This is a genomic window from Pantoea sp. LMR881 (genome assembly GCF_027157825.1).
Classification (GTDB): Bacteria; Pseudomonadota; Gammaproteobacteria; order Enterobacterales; family Enterobacteriaceae; genus Pantoea; species Pantoea haifensis.
The window spans coordinates 106,754-126,617 of the sequence record NZ_JAPVOK010000006.1 but is presented as its reverse complement, the minus strand read 5'-3'; the positions used below and the strand labels follow the sequence as shown (position 1 = coordinate 126,617).

Sequence of the window (19,864 nt, the reverse complement as noted above, 5' to 3'; positions counted from 1 at the left end):
GGCTCTGTTTTTAACGCCCTTTTTTGCTTTATCCCTCAGCCTTTACCACCAGCCAAAGACCATAACCTGATAACAGTGCGCCTGTGAGCATTGTCCAGGAAAGCGGCTCGTTGAATGCCGCTTTCGACCATAACAACGTCACAGCAGGACTCAGATAAAGCACACTGGCAACCCGGACGGCGGATGTCCGCTTCAGGCAAAACCAGTAAAGGCCATAACCCGCCAGCGTTGAGAACAAGGCTGTCCAGGCCACGCTGATGGCAAATCCTGTCGATATAACAGGTAGCAATTCCCCTTTTATCGCCGAAAGCCCGCCAAAAAAGGCAATGAAACAACACACTGCAACCACAGCGTTCCCGGGAGACTGACAGAGGAAGCTGCTTTTAACGTTTTTTGCAACAAGGTTGCCAAAGCCAGTGAGATCATACCCAGCAATGGCAACCCATAAGTCCAGAGTGGAGCCTTACCCCAGGAGAGCGCGCCTGAAGTGACAATCAAAACACCTGCCACGCCAAGCATCAGGCCACACCATGTTTTTGCAACCAAACGCTGGCCCAGAAAAAGGCTACTGAGTAACGCCGTACCGAGTGGCAGAAGATCGGCCATTAATGCTGCCAGTCCCGCAGGTACCCCGTATTCAATTCCTTTTGCCACGCAGGCCAGATAACCAAACATTGCAAGCAGCCCAATACCGGCTTGTGTAAATAAAACCGCAGGTTGTATACGCAAAATTTCTCTGGCACCCCAGGGAAGCAGTAAAACTACCACGACAGCACATCGCCAAAATATAACCGTCAGAACTGGCGCGTAATCGGCAGAATAACGGACGCCGACAAAGCCTGAGCTCCATGCCAGAACCAGCAAAATTTCAGGCACGATCAGTGAAAGCGCGAACAAACCCTTAGCTTTGGCCTGCGTGTTGCCTTTAACGCGAGAGTGTGAATTGAACATGAGTAACACCTCCATTAAAGGTAAATTTTAATGAAGGCCTATAATTCAATAAAACGATACTTCTTAACTTACTTGTTTAAAGGAGTTGAATTATGCCTGTCACGCTGGATATTACACTGCTGCGAACGTTTCATTGTGTTGCCCGCCTGGGACAGTTTCGTGCCGCCGCCGCCCAGGTAAATAAAAGCCCGGCAGCCGTGAGTGTTCAGATTCAACGCCTGGAAGAGATCGCAGGGGGAAAATTACTTGAGCGAGATAATCAATCCGTTACGCTAACGCCGCTCGGGCAAAAATTACTGGCGACTACAGCGGTTCTGTTAAAAGCACATGATGATATTCTCAACGATTTGCACGAAACGGCAGTCAAAGGACGCATCCGGCTGGGTATTCCTGACGAATATGCCACGCCTGTTATTCGCAATATCTTGCCTGCATTTACTGCATTGTGCCCTGAGGTTGAACTGGAAGTATTGACAGCATCAAGCCAGTTACTTATGCAGCAAATCGGTCGTAATCAGCTTGATCTGGCTGTCGTCGTACAGCCTGGCATTTCGGAAAAAGGGCGCTGCAGCGCCTGGCGGTAACTCTGCCAGTTTGGGTAGCGGGTCGGCATTTTATACTTCGCCATAACGAGCCTGTTCCCCTTGCACTGCACGCTGCTCATTGTCCTTACAGAGAGGCAATGACAACTTCGCTGGCTTTGACAGGCCAGCCGTGGAAAGTTATTTTGACCAGCCCCTCAGCAAGAGCAGTAGAAGCCTGCGTTGAAGCAGGTTTAGGCATTAGCCTGATTGATCGTGGCCGGGTATCAGCTTCGATGCAGATACTCCATTCATTTCCTCAAATAGCGCCGCATGAGATCCTTCTGTTGCGTTCTTCATCTGCGAATGCCGAACCTGCCGCTTCTGTATTAGAAGAGATGGTGCAAAATTCTTTTAAGCTTTAAAGCCGCTCTGCCAGACCCCGCGTTATGATGGCCTGGCGATCGCTATGGCTGGTGCTTACAGTGATTAGGCATTCATACCAGAGAGAATATCTTTGATAGCTTTATCAATTTTATCCGCAACATCTTTAGGCAGACGACTGAATTCATATTGCACCAGACGTTTGTCATCATTGATTTTACGTCTTGCATAAGCATTACGATCGGTGAAGCTTGCCAGCTTCTCGGTAACGATTTTTTTCGCTGGCGAGGGATTTTTAAGCTGGCGTTTTGCCGCACGGAAATAACTCAGAATCTGCGCTTTTTTATCGTCTGCATTGATATCGCCGTTCAGCTCGCCCGCGTCTTCAATATTTTTCTGAATTTGTGCAATCACACCAGAAATGTCTACAGCTTCTGCTTTCGCTTCTTCAGAGACATCTAGCAGTAACTGATAGTCCTGTAGTGTCAGTTCCGACACGACCGGAAACATTTCGATAATGTCACCCGGTACGGCGGCAGCCTGAAAAGCACGCGAAACTTTAGCATTTGAAATGCCTTCAGCTTTTGCAATATCGCTTTTGCTCATACCATTATCATGCATCAGCATGAATCGCAGACCGAGTTCGCGCAGGTTATGTTCCTTCGCGGTTTGAATATCAGCCGCCAGCTGGCGTGCATCACCGATGCTAATCTCATCTGCTGTGACCAACACCTCAAGACTGGCACCCGAAAAAGGCAAGCCGCACGACGTCGCGAGCCATCCATGATTTCTATACGGCCTTCACTCATGCGACCTATGGCAGGAAAGAACTGTTGTAACGTAATGGTACGGGAAATATCTTTTACAGACTCTTCGGTCAGCGTCGCCTGATCACGCCCATTAATCTGAGGATCAATAAAGGTTCTTTCCTCGATATTATCATGAGGGATCAATTGACGTACAAAGGTTGCCGCCTGACCTGATTTCAGCGTAAAAACCCGTGAATGATTATTGCTGTCAATCATACTGGCAATCGCGGATTGCCCTAACGTTCTGCCGATCCGCTTTAACTGTTTATGTTCGCTCACAGCGTGCTCCTGATGTATTCGATGCGGTCAAAAACAGCCCGGGAGAACTGCTCAGCTTCATGTTTTGCTTTACGTAATGCATCAGCACTGCCTGGATAGGAGGTTGGATTTGCGCTAATCACCGTATCAAAAGATTCACCACAACGCTCAAACCCATCAAGTCGAGGTAAGCCAGCATCTAACATTGATTTTGTAAACACTTCGCGAGCATAGCTTTGCGAGGTGAGATGATCGTGCTTGGAGGTCATTTTGGACATGAAGCCGATGTTGGCTTTCAGGCGAGGCTCCACTCCCTCTGCCTCTATGCGTTCGAGCATTTCAGGTAAGCGTGTCAGGTATTTCATCGTAGAGTGGAAATCGACCTGAGCAGGCGGAGTAGGGGTTAATAAAATATCACTCGCTGCAATGGCATTGAGCATAAATGAGTCAAGATGTGGACCAGTATCGACAAAAATAAAATCGTAGTCATCAGCCAGTCTGTCAATCACGTTTCGACGTAGTACTTCAGATGGAGCAACACCCGGTAAATGCTCTTCCACCAGCGCGTCCCAGTCGCTTGCCACGAAACCGTCATCAATAGAGGCAGGGATAACATCTACGCCAGGCATGACAGTTGGTTTGATAAACTGACTACGCAGCTGTTCAGCATCAAGGTCATTCAACATTGCCTGTGCAGCAGTTTCCAGTACGGATCCTACACTGTTGGTATGACTTAAAAACATTGTGCTTGAGGCCTGAGGGTCCAGGTCAATCACCAGAATTCGCAGATCGTTGTGCAACATTGCCGGATGGGCACGCATACCATGAGCAAGGGTTACGGTACTCACCGTTTTAGAAACACCCCTTTCAGGCTGACCACAAAAACCACAAACGGGCCCTTATGCCTGTCACGATATTTCGGTACTTTCCGGTGATGATAAATGTCGATGACGTTTTGCAGGCTTAATGCGTATTGTGAAGTACTACCGGTTTGCTTCTTGCCAAAAAGGTACCCTTTTTCTTCCATGTCACCTATGGCCGCCACCACAGCATGTTTACTTAGCAATGGCATGTTGGCAACAGCATTACGTGAGAACGTTTGGTAAAAACCTGTTTGGTTGAATTCCTGACGTTGCTGCTCAATATGATTGCTCAATCCATGCAGCATGGTGTTGGCGCGTTTTGCCATCTCAAGTACGCCACCGTAATCACGCTTCATAAGCCCCTCGCAGATAATGTTTTTTGGCATACTACACAAAAAACAAAAACCTGCCAATTTTTTAGAAAAATCACAAAAACCTGGATTTTTTTCTACTTGCTGGATGAGGAGTGCATTTTATAACACTGCCGGAATAAGAGAGACGCTCTTTTGTTACGTGTAGCACAGGTTCTAAATTGTGCCGGGAAAATCTGTTTTTGGACCGTTCCGTAATAAATCGGCAGAAGGGTTAGTTGTCGTATTGCAAAGGAAAATGAGTCAGGTAAGGCCAGGTTAACTCAATGGTCCTGTTCCGTAGAAAGTTTTTCGAAGGGCCACGGCAGAAAATTTACTGTATTGCAGCGGTGTTTTCATAATGAAAATTTCAAAAAAAATAATTATTTATCATATGGTTAAGTCAATAATCGTTTGGTGAAAATCGGCGCGTTTTTAAATACGGCTAACAGATTGAGGAACATGTCAGGCAACATTGAAAATAATGCATCCTTCGATTTCGGTATTAACGATAACGCTAATTGAGAGAGATACATCGCTGGACACATTATGACTCGCAGAAAGACAAAGCGTGTAAATGATTTTGCTAAAGTGGAAAGTAGGTTAGAAAAGGGTTTGTCGTCGCCCTGTTATGAAGAAAACAGCAGTAGCAGAACATGGATAACTCAAATCCAGAAGCACTTTAACCTGTCATGTTTATTACATTAAGTCGCTGTTGTACAGATGCCAATTCACAGGATCAATTTCTGATGTAAAAGGTCAGTTAATTTAGCTTGTGAAGCTCAGCAGCATTAACTTTAATAAACCATGAATTTTATGGACATAATACCAATAAAATCGGTCAAGAAGGGGGTGATTTCACCCTGAAAATTTTAATTAAATCTATTATTATCAATATGTTATAAGTAAAAAATCATGGTGATAACATTAAAAATGAGAGTGTGAATAGGAAATTTTTATCACGGTAACATGATGCCCGCTCATCTCATTAAAGGAAAAGGTGTGTTCTGAAGGGGAGTGAATCAGTTGTCTGAAAAATAGCAGTGGTAAGACTGGCCAGGCAGTAAGAGTTTTCATTACAGACTAAAAAGGTTCATCAGCCGATATCTGGTTTTATGCTGGTGCTTAATCGTAAGTCAGCAGGGCTGCGTGTGTTTAAAACCTGTAAGCCAGTTGACAGGAATCTGACCAAAATATGTCAGTACATTTTTAGCTGGTTATCCTCATTATCCACAGGCCAGATCCAATTACTTGATCCTAATGAGATCCTTATTAGATCCTATAAAGATCCCCGTACCTTGTTAGCCCTTGGTACAAAAGGCCTGAAAGGGGATCGTTAACCACTATAGAGAGTAGAATAACCACTGTAGTGAGTCGATCAACCACTGTAGCGAGCGTTACCAACCACGCTGGCGAGAAGGTCACAACCACTGTAGTGAGTAAATAAGCAATAAGGTTGTGAATCAATTGAATCCGGGATAAGCCCGGTGAAACCCCTCCCGACACAGCTCACAGTAAGACATCCAGAGAGACGGCAATAAGTTTGCTGTTTTTATGCACTGATTTTGCTGAGCTAAATTATGACGTGACTACAAAGCTGAGCCCGTTTCAAACTTACATAATATTCTGAAAATCCCTGTTTTCAGTTTAACCGTGGGTATACGTGACTTTAGCTCTGATCACTAACCTCTATAGTGAGAAGAACAACCACTAGAGAGAGTAAATAATCCACTGTGGCGAGTAGCTTATCCACTGTAGTGAGTGCTAGTATCCACTGTATCGAGTAACGGCGACTATCGCTTGTTCCTGTCACGGAAATCCCATGCCGAAGAAAGAACAAGAAAACAGGGCGATAACTGACGCTTTCAGTGAAACTGATAAACGCACTGGCGAAGTTATCAACCTCACACCTAACAGCAATAACACCGTCCAGCCAGTGGCGTTGATGAGGCTTGGTTTGTTTGTCCCTACGCTTAAATCAACGAATCGCGGCAGGCAGAATCAGACCTCTACAATGGATGTGACAGATGAACTGAAACAGTTATCGATCGTTAAGTCTGAGGGATATGAGAACATAAAGATCATGGGCGCCCGACTGGACATGGATAATGACTTTAAAACATGGGTCGGGATCATTCATGCCTTTGCTAAATACAAGGTCCTGGGAGACAGCGTAACGCTGCCGTTCGTTGATTTTGCAAAACTCTGTGGCATACCTTCTGTACGTTCCTCAGCGAAGCTCAGAAGCCGTCTGGATGCGTCTTTAACTCGTATTGCGACCAATACTCTCTCTTTCAGCAATAAAGAAGGGGAGTACTACGTGACGCACCTTGTTCAGTCGGCAAAATACAGCGCGAAAAATGACAGCGTCACGCTTCAGGCAGATCCGAAAATCTTTGAACTCTACCAGTTTGATAAAAAAGTCTTGCTGCAGCTCAGAGCGATAAATGAATTATCTCGTAAAGAGTCTGCTCAGGCTCTCTACACATTCATTGAAAGCCTGCCGCCCGATCCTGCACCCATTTCAATGGCACGTTTGCGGGCAAGATTAAACCTCACATCACGCACCATTACTCAGAACGCTACCGTCAGAAAGGCGATGGAGCAACTGAAAGAGATTGGTTATCTGGATTATACAGAGGTCAAAAAAGGCAACACGGTTTACTTTTGCGTGCACTATCGCCGTCCTAAACTAAGACCTGCGGATATCCCACTCAGTTTGCCGGATCTGTCAGATGATGACATTGACAGTACTATTGATTCACTCCCAGTTAAGCCAGCTGTGAAAAAACAGCAAACCAGGCAAGAAGGGGAGATGGTCATGCTTTCTCCTGAAGAGCTTGAATTGCTTGAAAAAATAAGAAAAAGTAAAAATCGATAACCACTATAGCGAGTAACGTTCTGTCTATCCATTGTAGTCAGAAATGATCTATCGACTGTAGCGAGAATGTTCCTACCGGCGTGGTTATCCACTACAGTGAGAGACCAACCACTGTAGTGAGTAGCTATGCTCTCTATAGTGGTTATTTGAAGCTGAGCTGTAGTGCAACTCGCCAGCAAAGCCGCGCCACAAAACATATCAGTAATTCCATAATCACAATCGCGATGCCATCTGTTTGGGCTTCCATAATGCGGACTATGGGATCATGTCTTTTAAAGTGCCTTGTGTGCTCTCGTTATAGTGGTTACTGGAAAGTTTTACTCTCTATAGTGGTTATTAAAATGTGTGTACTTACTACAGTGGTTGTTGGCAGGGGTTGTCGGCGTACAGATGCTCGCTACAGTGGATAGCGATCCCCAAACGTTGTGGATCAGCGCATTATCTCCCTTCAGTGGTTGTTAAAAACTGTCAATAACAAGCGAAGCAGGGCATGGATAACAGGTCATTGCAAAAAATTTCATGGCTCGACGTCTACAGGAGGCTTTCGCGTCACTTTCATCACGGATCTAACTGAAGTAGCTGCCAGGCAACGTTATCCATAAATCAGTGCCCATCTAGTTTTTAACAGAAACAATGCGTAAGAGGAGCTCTCAAAATAAAAAAAAGATTTACCAGATATTTTAAAATTCCTACATGCTAAAGCTGCGGTTATTACGCAATTCCTGTCTGAAATAAAGAGAAAATTAAAAATATATAATATAACCAATTGAAATTATTGCCAATATTAATAATATTAGGTTGTTATTTTAAATTGTAAAGTTAAGTAAGAGGGCGAGGGTATTTATATACTTTTTACAGTACAATAATTTCTGCCAGTAAGGCATAAAGCGAGCTATAACACTTCTCTTTCAAGCAGGTATTAAGTCTCATGTTTAAAGAAGTATCAGGAGCAATTTTATTTGCTGCTGTCATCACGTTAACAGCCTGTTCCTCTGATGTTTCTACCGCTCATCAAAAACCTGATAAAGGCGGCAACAAAACTTCATTAAACTCACAGCAGGATTCCGATCTCATCTCTGTTATTGCGGCGTTGCATGACCAGATGTATTCCTGGCAGGGCACACCTTATCACTGGGGAGGGACAGACCTTAAGGGCGTGGATTGCTCTGGGTTTGTATGGAGAACCCTCAAAGACAGATTCAATCTTCCGCTAGAAAGAGTCACTACCCGACAGCTTATTCACATGGGAAAACCCGTCAGCAAAAAACAACTCGTGCCGGGAGATCTGGTCTTTTTCCGCATTCATCGTCAGTTGCATGTTGGATTTTATGACACTAACCAGCATTTCTTTCATGCGTCCTACAGTAAAGGCGTTATACGGTCCTCATTACGTAACAGTTACTGGAAATCCGTTTTTTATCAGGCCCGGCGACTTCCTGGTGAATACAAAGCAGAAATATCTTTCAATTCTGCCCAGCAGCATGATCTGTTAGCTAAGAATTAGCGCCGATATCATCCGATAATGACTGGCGCTCAAAGTCCTGGTCGTTACGTCTGTCAGATTGAAAACACTCTGTTTCTGGCTTTTACTGGATGTTTTATCCCATCTTATTACCACTGTATTACGCTAATAATGTCGGTGAAGTGGATATTGAATTGCTTGCCAGTAATGATAACTGCGTAAACGCGCGTTAAAAGCCGGAGGCCACATGTCAAAAACCCAGGTTTTTATTACGGGAGCGGGTCCAACAGGACTGGTATTGGCACTGTGGCTAAATAGGCTGGGTATAACAGTGAGGATAATCGATAAGCTCGACAGCCATGTAACGCAATCACGCGCGATGGTCGTCCATGCACGCACCCTGGAACTCTATCAACAAATCGGTTTAGCAGATGAACTGGTCAAACTGGGAAATCGCGATACCCATGTCAATTTGCATGTCAATGGCAAAAGAAAAGCGCGTTTTATATTTGATGCAATAGGCGATACGCTGACGCCTTATCCCTGGCTGTTAATTTTTCCTCAGGATAGCCATGAAGCTTTACTTGAACGCTATTTACAGTCTGTTGGTATCAACATTGAGCGCAACACGGAGCTTATCGACTTTACGCAGAACAGAGAGGGTATCGTTGCTTCAATACGAAACGCTGATGGCAGTATTAATAAAATTGAGGCGCAATTTTTAGCTGGCTGTGACGGTGCGCACTCGCGGGTGAGAGAGATATTGCAGGTTTCGTTTGAAGGAGGAACTTACGACAAGCTCTATTATGTTGCGGACGTAGAAGCAACGGGAAAAGCAGCAGACAAGGAAGCGCATATTGCCCTTGAGCGGACTGATTTCCTTGTGGTTTTACCTTATGGACAACAAAACAAGATGCGCCTGATTGGTACTTTTAAGCCTGATAAATATACTAAACGTGGCGAATATGCGTTTGACGATATCAATTCACGCTGTGTCAAAAATCTCAGCCTGAAGGTCTCAACAGTTAACTGGTTTTCTGAATATCGTGTTCATCATCGGGTTGCCAAAAATTTTCAGCATAATAACGTTTTTCTTCTTGGCGATGCGGCACATGTGCACAGTCCCGTCGGTGGGCAGGGCATGAATACAGGCATTGGTGACGCGGTGAATCTGGCCTGGAAACTGGCAGCAGTTGTTAAAAATGAGGCTTCAGAAAGCCTGCTCAAAACATATCAGACTGAACGGCAAAAATTTGCCTATAAACTGGTGAAAACTACCGATAAAGCATTCAGCATCATCAATGGCAAAACTTTACTGGCAACCGGTTTTCGCAGTCTGTTTTTTTCCTTTTATAGCCTCTACGGCGTATCATATACCCGCATTGCAAAAACGTCTTTTTTCGGTGTTATCACAAATAAGTCTGAATTATCGGCACTCAACATTGAGTGAAGGAAAGGCTGGCAACGTTTCCGGGGGCGATCGCCTGCCCTGGGTAAAAAATGAAATGATAAATAACTTCGCCAGCTTGCAAACTTTAAAATGGCAGGTTCATATTTACGGCGAATTTTCGGATAACGTTGCAGAATGGTGCCATCAGGTTGGCGTCGTGGTAGAACACTTCAACTGGCATGAAACTTATGCCCAGTTTGGTCTGGCGCAAAATGCCCTTTACCTTATCCGACCCGATGGATATGTTGCGCTGGCCTCATCAAATAATCATCTTGCTAACCTGCAGTCATGGTATGTTAAATCTAAAATAACATTTAAACGATCGGGTGCATGAAACAGATAACTGAAAGTATCGGAAACCACAAGTGTTAGGATGAATAATCAATGCTATTAAAACCAACTATATAAGATGATTTGGTCATCGATGATTTTCATTAAAAAAATGTTAACAATAAGTTTTTGCGAAACGAGATTTTTAACCAGCGAATGCAGATAACATGTTGTTATTCACAGACAGCTTTGAGCTCCAGAGGTTAATTTGGGGGTTTATCATACTTTATCGCAATAAAAATTTAGCGTATTACTGTTAACAAATACGCTGCCATTTTTACCCTGAGGGTAAATGCGTAGCCGTAGCACCGCACCTTTTCCCAGATAAAAGCTCTGAAACTGTTTTTTAAGGCTCTGGTTGATTTCATCACTGCTACCGATCTGATCGCCCGGCAATAAGCTAATGTCATTGCTGACAAAAGTATACTCTTTTCCTCTTTTACTATAATCAAATTCAATTTTTCGATGAATGTTTTCGACCCGGCCATTCTTATCAATGCGCCGTCCCCGGATAATGCTTTTACCTTCACCATCGTTATCTATAAAATGATTGATAATAGTGTAATCATATCCTCCCTGTTCAACATATAAGCGTGAGATACATGTAAAGTTATCATGCTTATTATTTGAAATAAAAAAAACGCCGCTTAATAAAACTAAACAAAAGAGTGCAGCAACGCCTTTACGGTTAAGGATTTTCACTTTATCTCCCTGATATAAGTAGTAGCACAGTTTGCATCGCCATATTTTGTTAAGGAACGCTGGCAAGCAGTAAATGTTGCTGAATTGATTCCGTGATAAGCTGTTAGATAAATGTAAGGATATTTCAAGCAGTTGAAAGATTGTGATTGAATAATTTCATTGTGACGAATACTGTCATGCGCGTCACTGTTTATGTAAAAATTACACTTCCCACTCTTGCTAAGGAAAAGATAATGGTCAAAGAAATTTTTATCTCCCCAACTCCCTTTGGTGATGAAAAATAAATAAATCATGGCCAGAGCAACGAATGTGGAACTTACAAGCACCGTCTTTTTAAAAAGAAAAAATTCAACGGGAGGCTGGCATTTTTTTGTGAGTTAATTACGTTTTTAACAGTCAGCTGCGTGTGTAACTCTAAACCGGGGATTAACTCAACTTTGAGAGCGTCATCGAGTTTAAAACCTTGACGGGGTATAGTTTGAACAACATTACCAAAATCATTCTCGATATAACTCAAACCGCGACGGACCAGTGATATGTTTTGGTAGAGAGTATTCGTCGTGGTTCTTTCTCCCTCCTTTCCCCAGACGTAGGGGTAAAACTCTTTTTGTAAGACGACCTCAGAATGTTTTTCTAACAAAAGCTTGAGACAAAGAGCGGCTGGCGCCGTGAGCGTGGTGTGAGCCTCAGCATTGACCAGGCTACGTAATGTTTTGTTAAAAGGACAAAATTCGATTAAATCATTTAGCCTGTAACAGTGATGCGTTGAAGTTACTTCATCCAAATTATGCCCCCTCATAGATGAATTTATTTCCTTATATATTAATAAGCATACTAAAAGCCCTCGGAGAATACAAAGGTTTTTTTGATTTTCGAGAGAGGAATCACTTTTATTTATCAGGTCAACATAATATTAACATATAAGAAGCCGGGGCATTGATACGTTACTATAATGAATTTTATTATAAATCTGATATCGTAATGTGAAATAATATTTAAATTAAATATGAAGTTTGGTAACGCCCGATCGCAGTACTTAACTTTTAAATTCAAGGAGATAGCTCTGGTTTCCGCACGCGGTTTTTTCAAAATACTATCGCATCTTATCCCCATGAGTGAAGTGATTAATATAGAAGGTTTGTCAACGGACTAAGCTTTTTAAGCGAAGAGGTTTACTTAAGGGAAATTATTTTTTTGATTGCTCCTTAATAAGGAAAAGGTCGGCTGTTTAATGCCATTCTTTGTGCCTTTTTATTTATGCAATGCTAAAGTCTTTTCGATAAAGATAAACATATCGTGAATTTTATACAGCTTAAGCTGTTATGGGAACGGCATGTCAAGGTAATGATTTTGTTGTTTTCAATGGAGATTATTAAATGGGAACCTTACCAGGAAAAAAGGAAGTAAATTATACTATAGACGGAAGGGTAGAGTTTATCCCCAGTTTGAACCTGTTGCGACGTACTGAAGATATAAATCATCAGATCCGCCTTAGCGCCCCAGCATCACGTTGTCTTCAACTTATCATTGAAAAGCATCCTGATATTGTCACTCAGAAGGAATTTTATCCTTATGTATGGGGGAATAAAGGTAAAGAGAAAACGTCTAATACGCTTTATCAAAATATTCTTATTGTTCGTCGGAGTTTAGGTCTCGTTGAAAACGAATTATGCGATATCATAGAGACCGTCCCTCGGGTAGGTTACAAGATTAATGGAAAAATAGTTTCTCAGGAAAAAGACGAAATACAGGCTGAAAAAAAGGAAGAGAACGATCCAGTTTTGGAGTCTGTTTTACTGAAAAATAAAGTCATCTCATCCGATATTAGATCAAGAAGGACGATACATTTTATTTTCTATGCTTTAGTTTTCATGATGCTCGTTGTAAGCGCATCAACCTACTATTACGGTTTGTATAAGAGTCAGGATAAAATAAATTATTTTTCAAGTAATTATGTGAAGCAAATAAGCGTTGATGGGTGTGAATATTACTTCAACAAAAGTATGCATGGTGATGCTAAAAAAACCAATGATTTGTTTGGCATCTCTTGTAATAAAAACTACCCTCATGTGTATATTACAAAACTAAAAAATATTGATAACTTATCCTATATTTCTTGCAAACTTGATTTGCAAAAGACGCCTGATGCTCGTTGTGTTTCATACTTTATGACTGGGAAGTCATCATGAATAAAAAAATACTCCTGGTTTTTGTTTTACTTTTGCTTTCTGTATTTTTTATGTATGCAGATACATTCAACAGAACGAATCTCTCGTGCAGCTATCGTTTGCATAACTTTTCTGCAGCCCAATCAGAAAGTTATGTGGTGAATACCCTGATTGCTAACCGTTCTCGTGGTCAGGCATTTCTGCAGGGAACATTTCAGGCTCAGGGAGAGAAAGTCTACATAAACAGAAAGGTCAGTTTCAACTATCGGAAAGAGGGCTACAATTATAAATTTACCAACTCTGATATAAATTTATTACCTACTGATAGCGTCAACGCTTCACCTGAAAATAAAGCAGTTTTTAAATCGTTGTTCCCCGCTTTTTTTTATGAAAAGAATGCTGAAATGAATCTGGATATTTTCCCACAAAAGTCGGGCGGTTTTGTCATTGCTGTTAGTGCCACACAAATTTTATTTTGCGAAAGCAGCTAAATAAGATGTTCTGTGAAAAGAAATTTTAGAAAAATGAAATGATGAGGTTAGCAATGGAACTGAAGCTCCTTACAGAGGATCGATTTTTTACAAGCAGGGTTCAACCAAACGTTGAAAATAACATTGCTGGATCCCAGGCCTTCTGTAACCAATCCGACAGATAAAAAGGCCAGTCTGTATGAATTAACTTACAGGCAGAATGAGATTCTGATTATTGATCTGCTTTATGATATGCCTTGCGAAGTGTTATTGAAAATGTGTGATGGGTACCCGACAGTGGTTTTTTTATGTGACACGAAGCGGGGAAGCTTTACCCGGGCAGGTCAAAAGTTTTTATTTATCTCACGTCATGAAGCTTTGTCTGATATGTGGAGTATCATCAAAAGATGGCTTCATTTAAAAAATGCTATACCTGAAATGATGGTTGGAAATCAAAAAGCGATTTTTCGATTGTTGATTAACGGATTATCACAAAACAGCATCTCAACAATTTTGACGATCAATAAAAAGACGGTAAGCGGCCATAAGTTTTGTGTTTTCAGACGAGCAGGAATAAAAAGCATAAACACGCATAATCTCAAAATGCTTAAAATATATGTTTCTATAGCCTGTAGTACGCATAAAGACAGGCTTAATAGTTAATTTTTTGCGTGCAGGAAGATTTTGAGTAGCTGGCATCCGCATTGAAACAGTCTTACCTGCTATTTTAAATCCTGTAAAGGATGAATATATGGCATCTCTAAAATTTTTTATTTTAGCCTGGCTCACATCTGTCTTGTATAGCATTGTACAGGCATTACGCAAAAAGCTTTACAAGAATGATGTCGTGGTGAATAGCATAATATACTGGATTGAAAGCGTGCCAGCCATATTTTACAGGCTTTAGTATGGCGTCCTGAACGATCTACTCTTCCAGGAGAGAAAAACTGCGAGCGATTCGTTGATAGCGGCACGCTGATTATACGGGCAGCAATGGCTGGCTTGCAAAGTGTCCATTTTAACTGCTTGAAATATATCTTTAATCTTTTTACGGCACGCTGTATGTTAGTCATTTTGCCAAAAAATTTCGAGCACCCGAAGCCTTTTGTTTGCGCTATGAAACAGCCTCTTAATTATAAGGTCTGTGAATGTTTTATCAGGCTGGGTTTACTTTTCTGAATTTTTGTCGATAAAAAACATTAATTAGCTGAAGGGGGATTTTTTGAGAGCTTAACCAGAAATCGCTCACCCTCTTTCTTGATTTTTGCTCCGCGCTCACACCAGTAATCAGACAGAGAAAAAAAGTCATCACTGCTGATATCAAAATCAACTATTACCTCTTTATAATCACCGCTGTGCAGTTTTTGATTCACTTCATCCAGCGTTTTTGCTTTTGCACTTTTCATATCTGAGTCAAGCCCCGGTTGATAAATTTAATAAGGTCAATGGGTAATACAATCATTTTACATAGCGGCTGACGGTTGCTAAACAGCCATGCTGATATCACTGTATCTGCCCTTAACGACCTGGCGAACAAATCGTAATTTGAAAATCAAAAGATTACAGTTTGGCTGCAAAATCGTGCTGCAGCGAAACCGCTGTTAAGATATCAACAGCGGGTTTTACGCACTGTTACTGTTCCTGCGTTTTAAGGAAATGATAAACGGCGCCCAACATACCCGACTCGTTGCCATAGGTCGCGGTATCCACCTTGATATCCGTACTGAACCATTCAAGATGGAACCTGACCTCTTCGAGAAACGATTCGCGTTCGGCAATACCGCCGCCTATAAAAATAGTGTCCGGATCAAACACTGCGGCCAAATTATAGAGACCAGCACTCAGGTCCTGATAGAAAGTGGTAACCAGTCTGCTGGCTATCGGATCGCCCTGGTCGAACTGGTCGAATACTTCTTTACCGCTAATCTCCTCGCTGGGGATATCTTTTTGCAGACAGTAGTATTCACGCAGGGCTGTCATGGTGCAGGTTTTACTCATTGTATAATGTGTCACGTGACTGCTTGCCGGTCGCGACGTCAGGATGCAGCCAAATTCGCCAGCGCGATCGCGCTTACCGCGAATCAGGGCGTTGTTACAAAATGCTGCCCCACCTAAACCCGTACCAATAGTTAACATCAGGAAATCGGACATATTTTTTGCTTTTCCAAGCCAGCGTTCAGCTAATAACGCACAATGCGCATCATTTTCCACACTGACCGGAAGAGAGGTTTTTTCTGTTAACCACTGGCTGAGATGAAACCCATCAAATTCCCGGACTGTTCCTCCCATTGAAATAAAGCCGCTTTTTGAATCTACGTAACCGGGAACGCTAACTGCGATCCCTTCACAGCCGGGATTGTTTTTAAGCCAGTCCAGTATCTCATTAAGAATTTTATCGCGTGAATTATGTGATATATCAGCCTTATCCTGATGCCTTATGTCGCCTTTATCCGTGATGACCCCCATTTTCAACGAGGTGCCTCCAATATCAAAAGCTGCAATCTTCATCTTCATTCCTTAAACGGCTTAATAATGGCTACAAGTATAGTTTAGGGTTAATGAGAATGGCTGATAACGGCATTTACTGGCAGCACAAGCGGGAAGCTGGCTGAGCATTTTCATTGAGGCACAGAGGGAGATGAAAAAATGGCGCTGCTGTATGCATAAGCTGCGTTTAGTCAGCCACTGAATTTTTGGCCTGAGCAATAAGTGGGGACAGGGCTGTCGCCAGTGACAACGTGAAACAGGAAGTGGCCACTTTATTTCTGTTTTCCGTGTATATCTCCCAGCTGCTCAATACTCTGTAAGTCATATCCACGCGCCAGCAAAGGTGCAATCACATTATCTTGCAGATTGGGTACATAGCCCACCAGGATTTCCCTGGCCCGTTAAAAGTTACTTCGCCAAGCGCAGCAGGTAATAACACGGTTTCTGCGCGAGCCAGTGTCCAGCTTTCACCCGCAGCTTCGAATTTTACGGGTTCGCCAATACTGGAAATGATGCGCACGCCCGTAAAGGGGTAAGTGTATCTGCCCTGCAGCCGCCAGCGTTCAAGCGCGAAGTAAGGGCCTGCACAGCAGAACAGCCGCGTAATATCTGCATTCTGAGTAAGCGTCAGGCCCGGATGTGGCTCGGTTGTTAATTCAGGGCGAAGTTCTGCCATCAGCGCATCTATATTTTTTTCACGCTCTGATGATGAGATTTTGCTGCCATCCTCCATTTTCCATGGCATAGCGTGCTGCTGAATATCCGAGGTCTGCTCAATTTCGTAGATCAGGGTATGTGGGCCAAATGAGTGCAGCATTCCGCCAGGGATATAAAACGTATCACCCGTTCTGACAGCCTTACGCTGCATAACATCATCATATTTTTCAGCGAGTAACGCTTTGCGTATTTGCTCGCTGTTAACGCCAGGTTTAATACCGGCCAGACAGCTTGTATCCGGAGCAGCCCAAAGAATATGCCAGGCTTCGGTTTTACCGTTGGGCTGTTGTTCAAGCCGTTGGGCTGCATCATCATTGGCATGCAGATGTACCGGCAGCATCGATGAGGCATCAATAAACTTTGTCAGCAGTGGAAAATGGGGGCCGCGCCAGCCTGGCGCGACCAGTTCATCAGGATAACGCTCAGTAAGCTCACGCAGCGTTTTACCTGCCAGATCCCCGTTTTTCACCGTGGCGTTCATGCCATCTACATCGCTGACTTCCCAGGTTTCAGCGATACGCTTATCAGGCAGCCCTTGTTTGCCTAGCTGCGTCTTGATCAAATCACCGCCAAAAATATGATAAGCCATCGGTAATGACAGCCACAAAGGACAGGCTTTCATGGTTCAGCTCCTTCTGTGAGCGCCCAGGCATTAAACCTGATGATTAAATGACAGCAACACCGCCGGTTACCGCAATCGTCGCGCCTGAGATATAGCTGGCCTCATCGCTTGCCAGCATTACGTAGGTTGGCGCCAACTCAGCAGGCTGGCCAGCACGCTTCAGTGGGACTTCGCTGCCAAAGCTTTTGACTTTCTCGGTTGGCATTGTCGTTGGGATCAGGGGGTCCAAATGGGTCCCGGCGCAACTGCATTTGCGCGAATGCCTTTTTCAGCCAGTAATGCCGCCAGGCTGCCTGAAAAATTAACAATCGCAGCTTTTGTCGCTGAATAGGCGATTAGCAGAGGCTTTGGCTGATCGGCATTGATCGAAGCGGTATTAATAATCGATCCGCCAGCAGGCATATGAGGTACCGCCGCTTTGGTAATGCGGAACATAGCGTAGATATTGGTTTTCATTGTGCGATCAAACTCGTCATCGCTAATCTCATCGAGCGACTCACGCGTCATTTGAAACGCGGCGTTATTGACCAGAATATTGATTTCGCCAAAAGCCTCAACAGCTTTGTCGACAACCTGCTGACAATTCTCAACTTCGGTAATATCACCCGCGACCAATATCGCTTTCTGTCCGGCTTCTTCAACCAGTCTTGCGGTTTCTTTCGCGTCTTCGTGTTCATCAAGATATGAAATTAAGACATCTGCACCTTCACGGGCATAAGCTATGGCCACCGCACGACCAATACCGGAATCACCGCCGGTAATGATGGCTTTTTTGCCAGCCAAACGGCCCGATCCTTTGTAACTGGTCTCACCATGATCGGGTTGCGGTTGCATTTTTGCGGTTTCGCCAGGCCAGTCTTGTTGTTGCTCGGGAAGAGGGGGATAGGGGCGATTGCTGTCTGACATGTAACCTCCGGCTAAACAGGGGACGCGTGATTCATTTAACACTGCGCCTGGTTGATCAATAAGCGCGTTGCGCAACGTTAACAGGATTAAAGCGTAGTAAAAGATAGGGCAGGCTGCCTCGATTCGGCAAACCAGCCGGTGAGAAATTAATCAGGCTAAGATCAAGCGAAACGCGGCTTCAGGCATGATGAAGGGGCGACAGAGGCAGGTAAGAAGCTGAGTGGAAACCACTTTGTACCGTGCCGGTAAGCCACTCTTCACACGGGGCTTCAGACAAGCGCGGCGATTGCCTGAGCGTGCAGGAAGTATGAAAAAACAGGCTTATATTGATGCCGATGTGGAGTAGAAGCGCGAGCAGATGAGATAAATAAGTTTATTTTCTCTTTATAGCCGGGTGACTTCCTGTGATTTTTTATAGCGGCAAGGCGTAATTTCTCAAATCTTTGTTAAAATTAAATAAAATGAATAATTAAGGGCTGTTATGAAATTAGGATTCGCGTGTAAATATCTTGATTCGGAACTGAAGCAGGTTTTTCCCTTCAGAGCCACAACCCGGACACGCTTTCTGAGTTTGCCTGATGAAGAGAAAATAAAGCTCATTCATGAATTAGCGACAGTCAATTTAACTAACCTTTTTCTGACGCTTGAACAATTAGCGTTATTGCCTGATCCCCTGAGGATGATGAGAATAGGAAGTGATTTACTTCCGCTTTATACGGTTCCCGACGCGACGATTTTGTATAAAACGTTTCTGCCTGATCTTTATCCGTTGTTCAAAAAATGCGGGGATTTTTCCAGGAAAAATAATATACGCCTTTCGTTTCATCCTGGACAATATTCTGTTCTGGCTTCAGATAATCCACTGGTTGTGGAAAGAGCAATCGAAGATGTCGAATATCATGCTCTGTGTGCAAAGTTAATGGGGTATGGCCAAACCTTCCAGGATTTTAAAATTAATATCCATATGAATGGCAAAAAAGGATTCGAAGGATTTAAGAACTCTTTTGGCAAACTCAGCCCTGAAGCGAAATTGATGTTAACCGTTGAGAATGATGAGATTTCATGTTCGCTGGATGAGGTGCTACAGGCAAGGGCGCTGTGCCCGATTGTGCTGGATATTCATCATCACTGGGTGAAGGAAAACGCGTTCATCCAGCCTGACGACCCGCGGATCGCTGTAGTAAAAGAATCCTGGAAAGATGTCAGGCCAGTACTGCATTATTCCATTTCTCAGGAGGGAATTATTCCTGATCAAGGGTGGCCGGAACAGTCCCTGCTGGGCGTACCGAAAACAAAGCTAAGAGCACATTCAAATTATTACTTTAACGACACGCTGAATGAGTGGGCTTTGTCATTCAGCGAATTCGATATTATGTGTGAAGTAAAAATGAAAAACCTCGCCAGAGACAGGCTGTATGAATATTACCTTCACAGACAGGAGTCATAGTCGTTTTGCGCGCAGCCATGAAGCAGGGCCGCACAAATAACCGTCCCCGCGGTTAATGGTCAGCTTAATAATGGCAATGTCGGGTT

17 protein-coding genes and 3 pseudogenes are annotated in these 19,864 nt (G+C 43.4%); 10 read left to right on the top strand and 10 right to left on the bottom strand.

Annotation, left to right across the window (positions count from 1 at the left end; genetic code table 11):
• Positions 1-28: 28 nt before the first annotated feature.
• Positions 29-340 carry an EamA family transporter gene (locus O3W44_RS23405; RefSeq protein ID WP_269295107.1) on the bottom strand — a complete coding sequence of 104 codons (312 nt, stop codon included), beginning with the start codon at positions 338-340 and terminating at the stop codon, positions 29-31.
• Positions 298-951 carry a DMT family transporter gene (locus tag O3W44_RS23400; protein ID WP_269295064.1) on the bottom strand — a complete coding sequence of 218 codons (654 nt, stop codon included), beginning with the start codon at positions 949-951 and terminating at the stop codon, positions 298-300. Before O3W44_RS23400 ends, O3W44_RS23405 begins: the two co-directional genes overlap by 43 nt.
• Positions 952-1,043: 92 nt before the next feature.
• On the opposite strand from O3W44_RS23400, the gene O3W44_RS23395 reads away from it, so the two are divergent.
• Together O3W44_RS23395 and O3W44_RS23390 are read left to right on the top strand one after the other, a co-directional pair.
• Positions 1,044-1,535 (top strand): LysR family transcriptional regulator, encoded by a 492-nt coding sequence (locus O3W44_RS23395; RefSeq protein ID WP_269295000.1) that lies wholly within the window; start codon positions 1,044-1,046, stop codon positions 1,533-1,535.
• Positions 1,517-1,897, top strand: coding sequence for a LysR substrate-binding domain-containing protein (locus O3W44_RS23390; RefSeq protein ID WP_331283471.1), 381 nt, complete (start codon positions 1,517-1,519; stop codon positions 1,895-1,897). Before O3W44_RS23395 ends, O3W44_RS23390 begins: the two co-directional genes overlap by 19 nt.
• A 64-nt stretch (positions 1,898-1,961) precedes the next feature.
• Here the strand turns inward: O3W44_RS23390 and O3W44_RS23385 are convergent.
• Positions 1,962-2,881, bottom strand: a pseudogene (locus tag O3W44_RS23385) (ParB family protein).
• A gap of 59 nt (positions 2,882-2,940) precedes the next feature.
• A pseudogene (locus O3W44_RS23380) lies at positions 2,941-4,142 on the bottom strand (AAA family ATPase).
• Between the two features lie 1,816 nt (positions 4,143-5,958).
• Here O3W44_RS23380 and O3W44_RS23375 point away from each other — a divergent pair.
• The 4 genes from O3W44_RS23375 (at position 5,959) to O3W44_RS23360 (ending at position 10,263) form a co-directional block, all read left to right on the top strand.
• On the top strand, positions 5,959-7,017 hold the full coding sequence (locus tag O3W44_RS23375) for a RepB family plasmid replication initiator protein (protein ID WP_269295063.1): 1,059 nt from the start codon (positions 5,959-5,961) through the stop codon (positions 7,015-7,017).
• 928 nt (positions 7,018-7,945) lie between these two features.
• A complete protein-coding gene (locus tag O3W44_RS23370; protein ID WP_269294999.1) occupies positions 7,946-8,521 on the top strand; it encodes an NlpC/P60 family protein in 576 nt (191 codons plus the stop codon).
• Positions 8,522-8,726: 205 nt separating this feature from the next.
• The gene (locus O3W44_RS23365; protein ID WP_269295062.1) at positions 8,727-9,929 is read left to right on the top strand and encodes an FAD-dependent monooxygenase; all 1,203 of its coding nucleotides are present in this window, start codon (positions 8,727-8,729) and stop codon (positions 9,927-9,929) included.
• Complete coding sequence (locus O3W44_RS23360; protein WP_269295061.1) at positions 9,922-10,263, top strand: aromatic-ring hydroxylase C-terminal domain-containing protein; 342 nt, start codon at positions 9,922-9,924, stop codon at positions 10,261-10,263. Before O3W44_RS23365 ends, O3W44_RS23360 begins: the two co-directional genes overlap by 8 nt.
• A gap of 215 nt (positions 10,264-10,478) precedes the next feature.
• On the opposite strand, the gene O3W44_RS23355 is transcribed toward O3W44_RS23360, so the two are convergent.
• Positions 10,479-10,961, bottom strand: coding sequence for a hypothetical protein (locus O3W44_RS23355; protein WP_269295060.1), 483 nt, complete (start codon positions 10,959-10,961; stop codon positions 10,479-10,481).
• A 316-nt stretch (positions 10,962-11,277) separates the two neighbouring features.
• Positions 11,278-11,745, bottom strand: coding sequence for a winged helix-turn-helix domain-containing protein (locus O3W44_RS23350; RefSeq protein WP_269295059.1), 468 nt, complete (start codon positions 11,743-11,745; stop codon positions 11,278-11,280).
• Between the two features lie 592 nt (positions 11,746-12,337).
• Here O3W44_RS23350 and O3W44_RS23345 point away from each other — a divergent pair.
• From O3W44_RS23345 to O3W44_RS23335, 3 genes are all read left to right on the top strand, one after another.
• The gene (locus O3W44_RS23345; protein WP_269295058.1) at positions 12,338-13,150 is read left to right on the top strand and encodes a winged helix-turn-helix domain-containing protein; all 813 of its coding nucleotides are present in this window, start codon (positions 12,338-12,340) and stop codon (positions 13,148-13,150) included.
• Positions 13,147-13,620 carry a hypothetical protein gene (locus tag O3W44_RS23340; protein ID WP_269295057.1) on the top strand — a complete coding sequence of 158 codons (474 nt, stop codon included), beginning with the start codon at positions 13,147-13,149 and terminating at the stop codon, positions 13,618-13,620. Before O3W44_RS23345 ends, O3W44_RS23340 begins: the two co-directional genes overlap by 4 nt.
• Positions 13,621-13,731: 111 nt before the next feature.
• Positions 13,732-14,262 (top strand): LuxR C-terminal-related transcriptional regulator, encoded by a 531-nt coding sequence (locus tag O3W44_RS23335; RefSeq protein WP_269295056.1) that lies wholly within the window; start codon positions 13,732-13,734, stop codon positions 14,260-14,262.
• A 536-nt stretch (positions 14,263-14,798) separates the two neighbouring features.
• Here O3W44_RS23335 and O3W44_RS23330 read toward each other — a convergent pair.
• From O3W44_RS23330 to O3W44_RS23315, 4 genes and pseudogenes are all read right to left on the bottom strand, one after another.
• Positions 14,799-15,005 (bottom strand): hypothetical protein, encoded by a 207-nt coding sequence (locus tag O3W44_RS23330; RefSeq protein WP_269295055.1) that lies wholly within the window; start codon positions 15,003-15,005, stop codon positions 14,799-14,801.
• A 226-nt stretch (positions 15,006-15,231) separates the two neighbouring features.
• Entirely contained in the window at positions 15,232-16,107 is an 876-nt protein-coding gene (locus O3W44_RS23325; protein WP_269295054.1) for an ROK family protein, read from the bottom strand.
• 328 nt (positions 16,108-16,435) lie between these two features.
• Positions 16,436-17,425 carry a type I phosphomannose isomerase catalytic subunit gene (locus O3W44_RS23320; RefSeq protein ID WP_269295053.1) on the bottom strand — a complete coding sequence of 330 codons (990 nt, stop codon included), beginning with the start codon at positions 17,423-17,425 and terminating at the stop codon, positions 16,436-16,438.
• A 43-nt stretch (positions 17,426-17,468) separates the two neighbouring features.
• Positions 17,469-18,331 (bottom strand): annotated as a pseudogene (locus O3W44_RS23315) (glucose 1-dehydrogenase).
• Between the two features lie 481 nt (positions 18,332-18,812).
• On the opposite strand from O3W44_RS23315, the gene O3W44_RS23310 reads away from it, so the two are divergent.
• Complete coding sequence (locus tag O3W44_RS23310) at positions 18,813-19,778, top strand: UV damage endonuclease UvsE (protein WP_269295052.1); 966 nt, start codon at positions 18,813-18,815, stop codon at positions 19,776-19,778.
• Positions 19,779-19,864 lie beyond the last annotated feature (86 nt).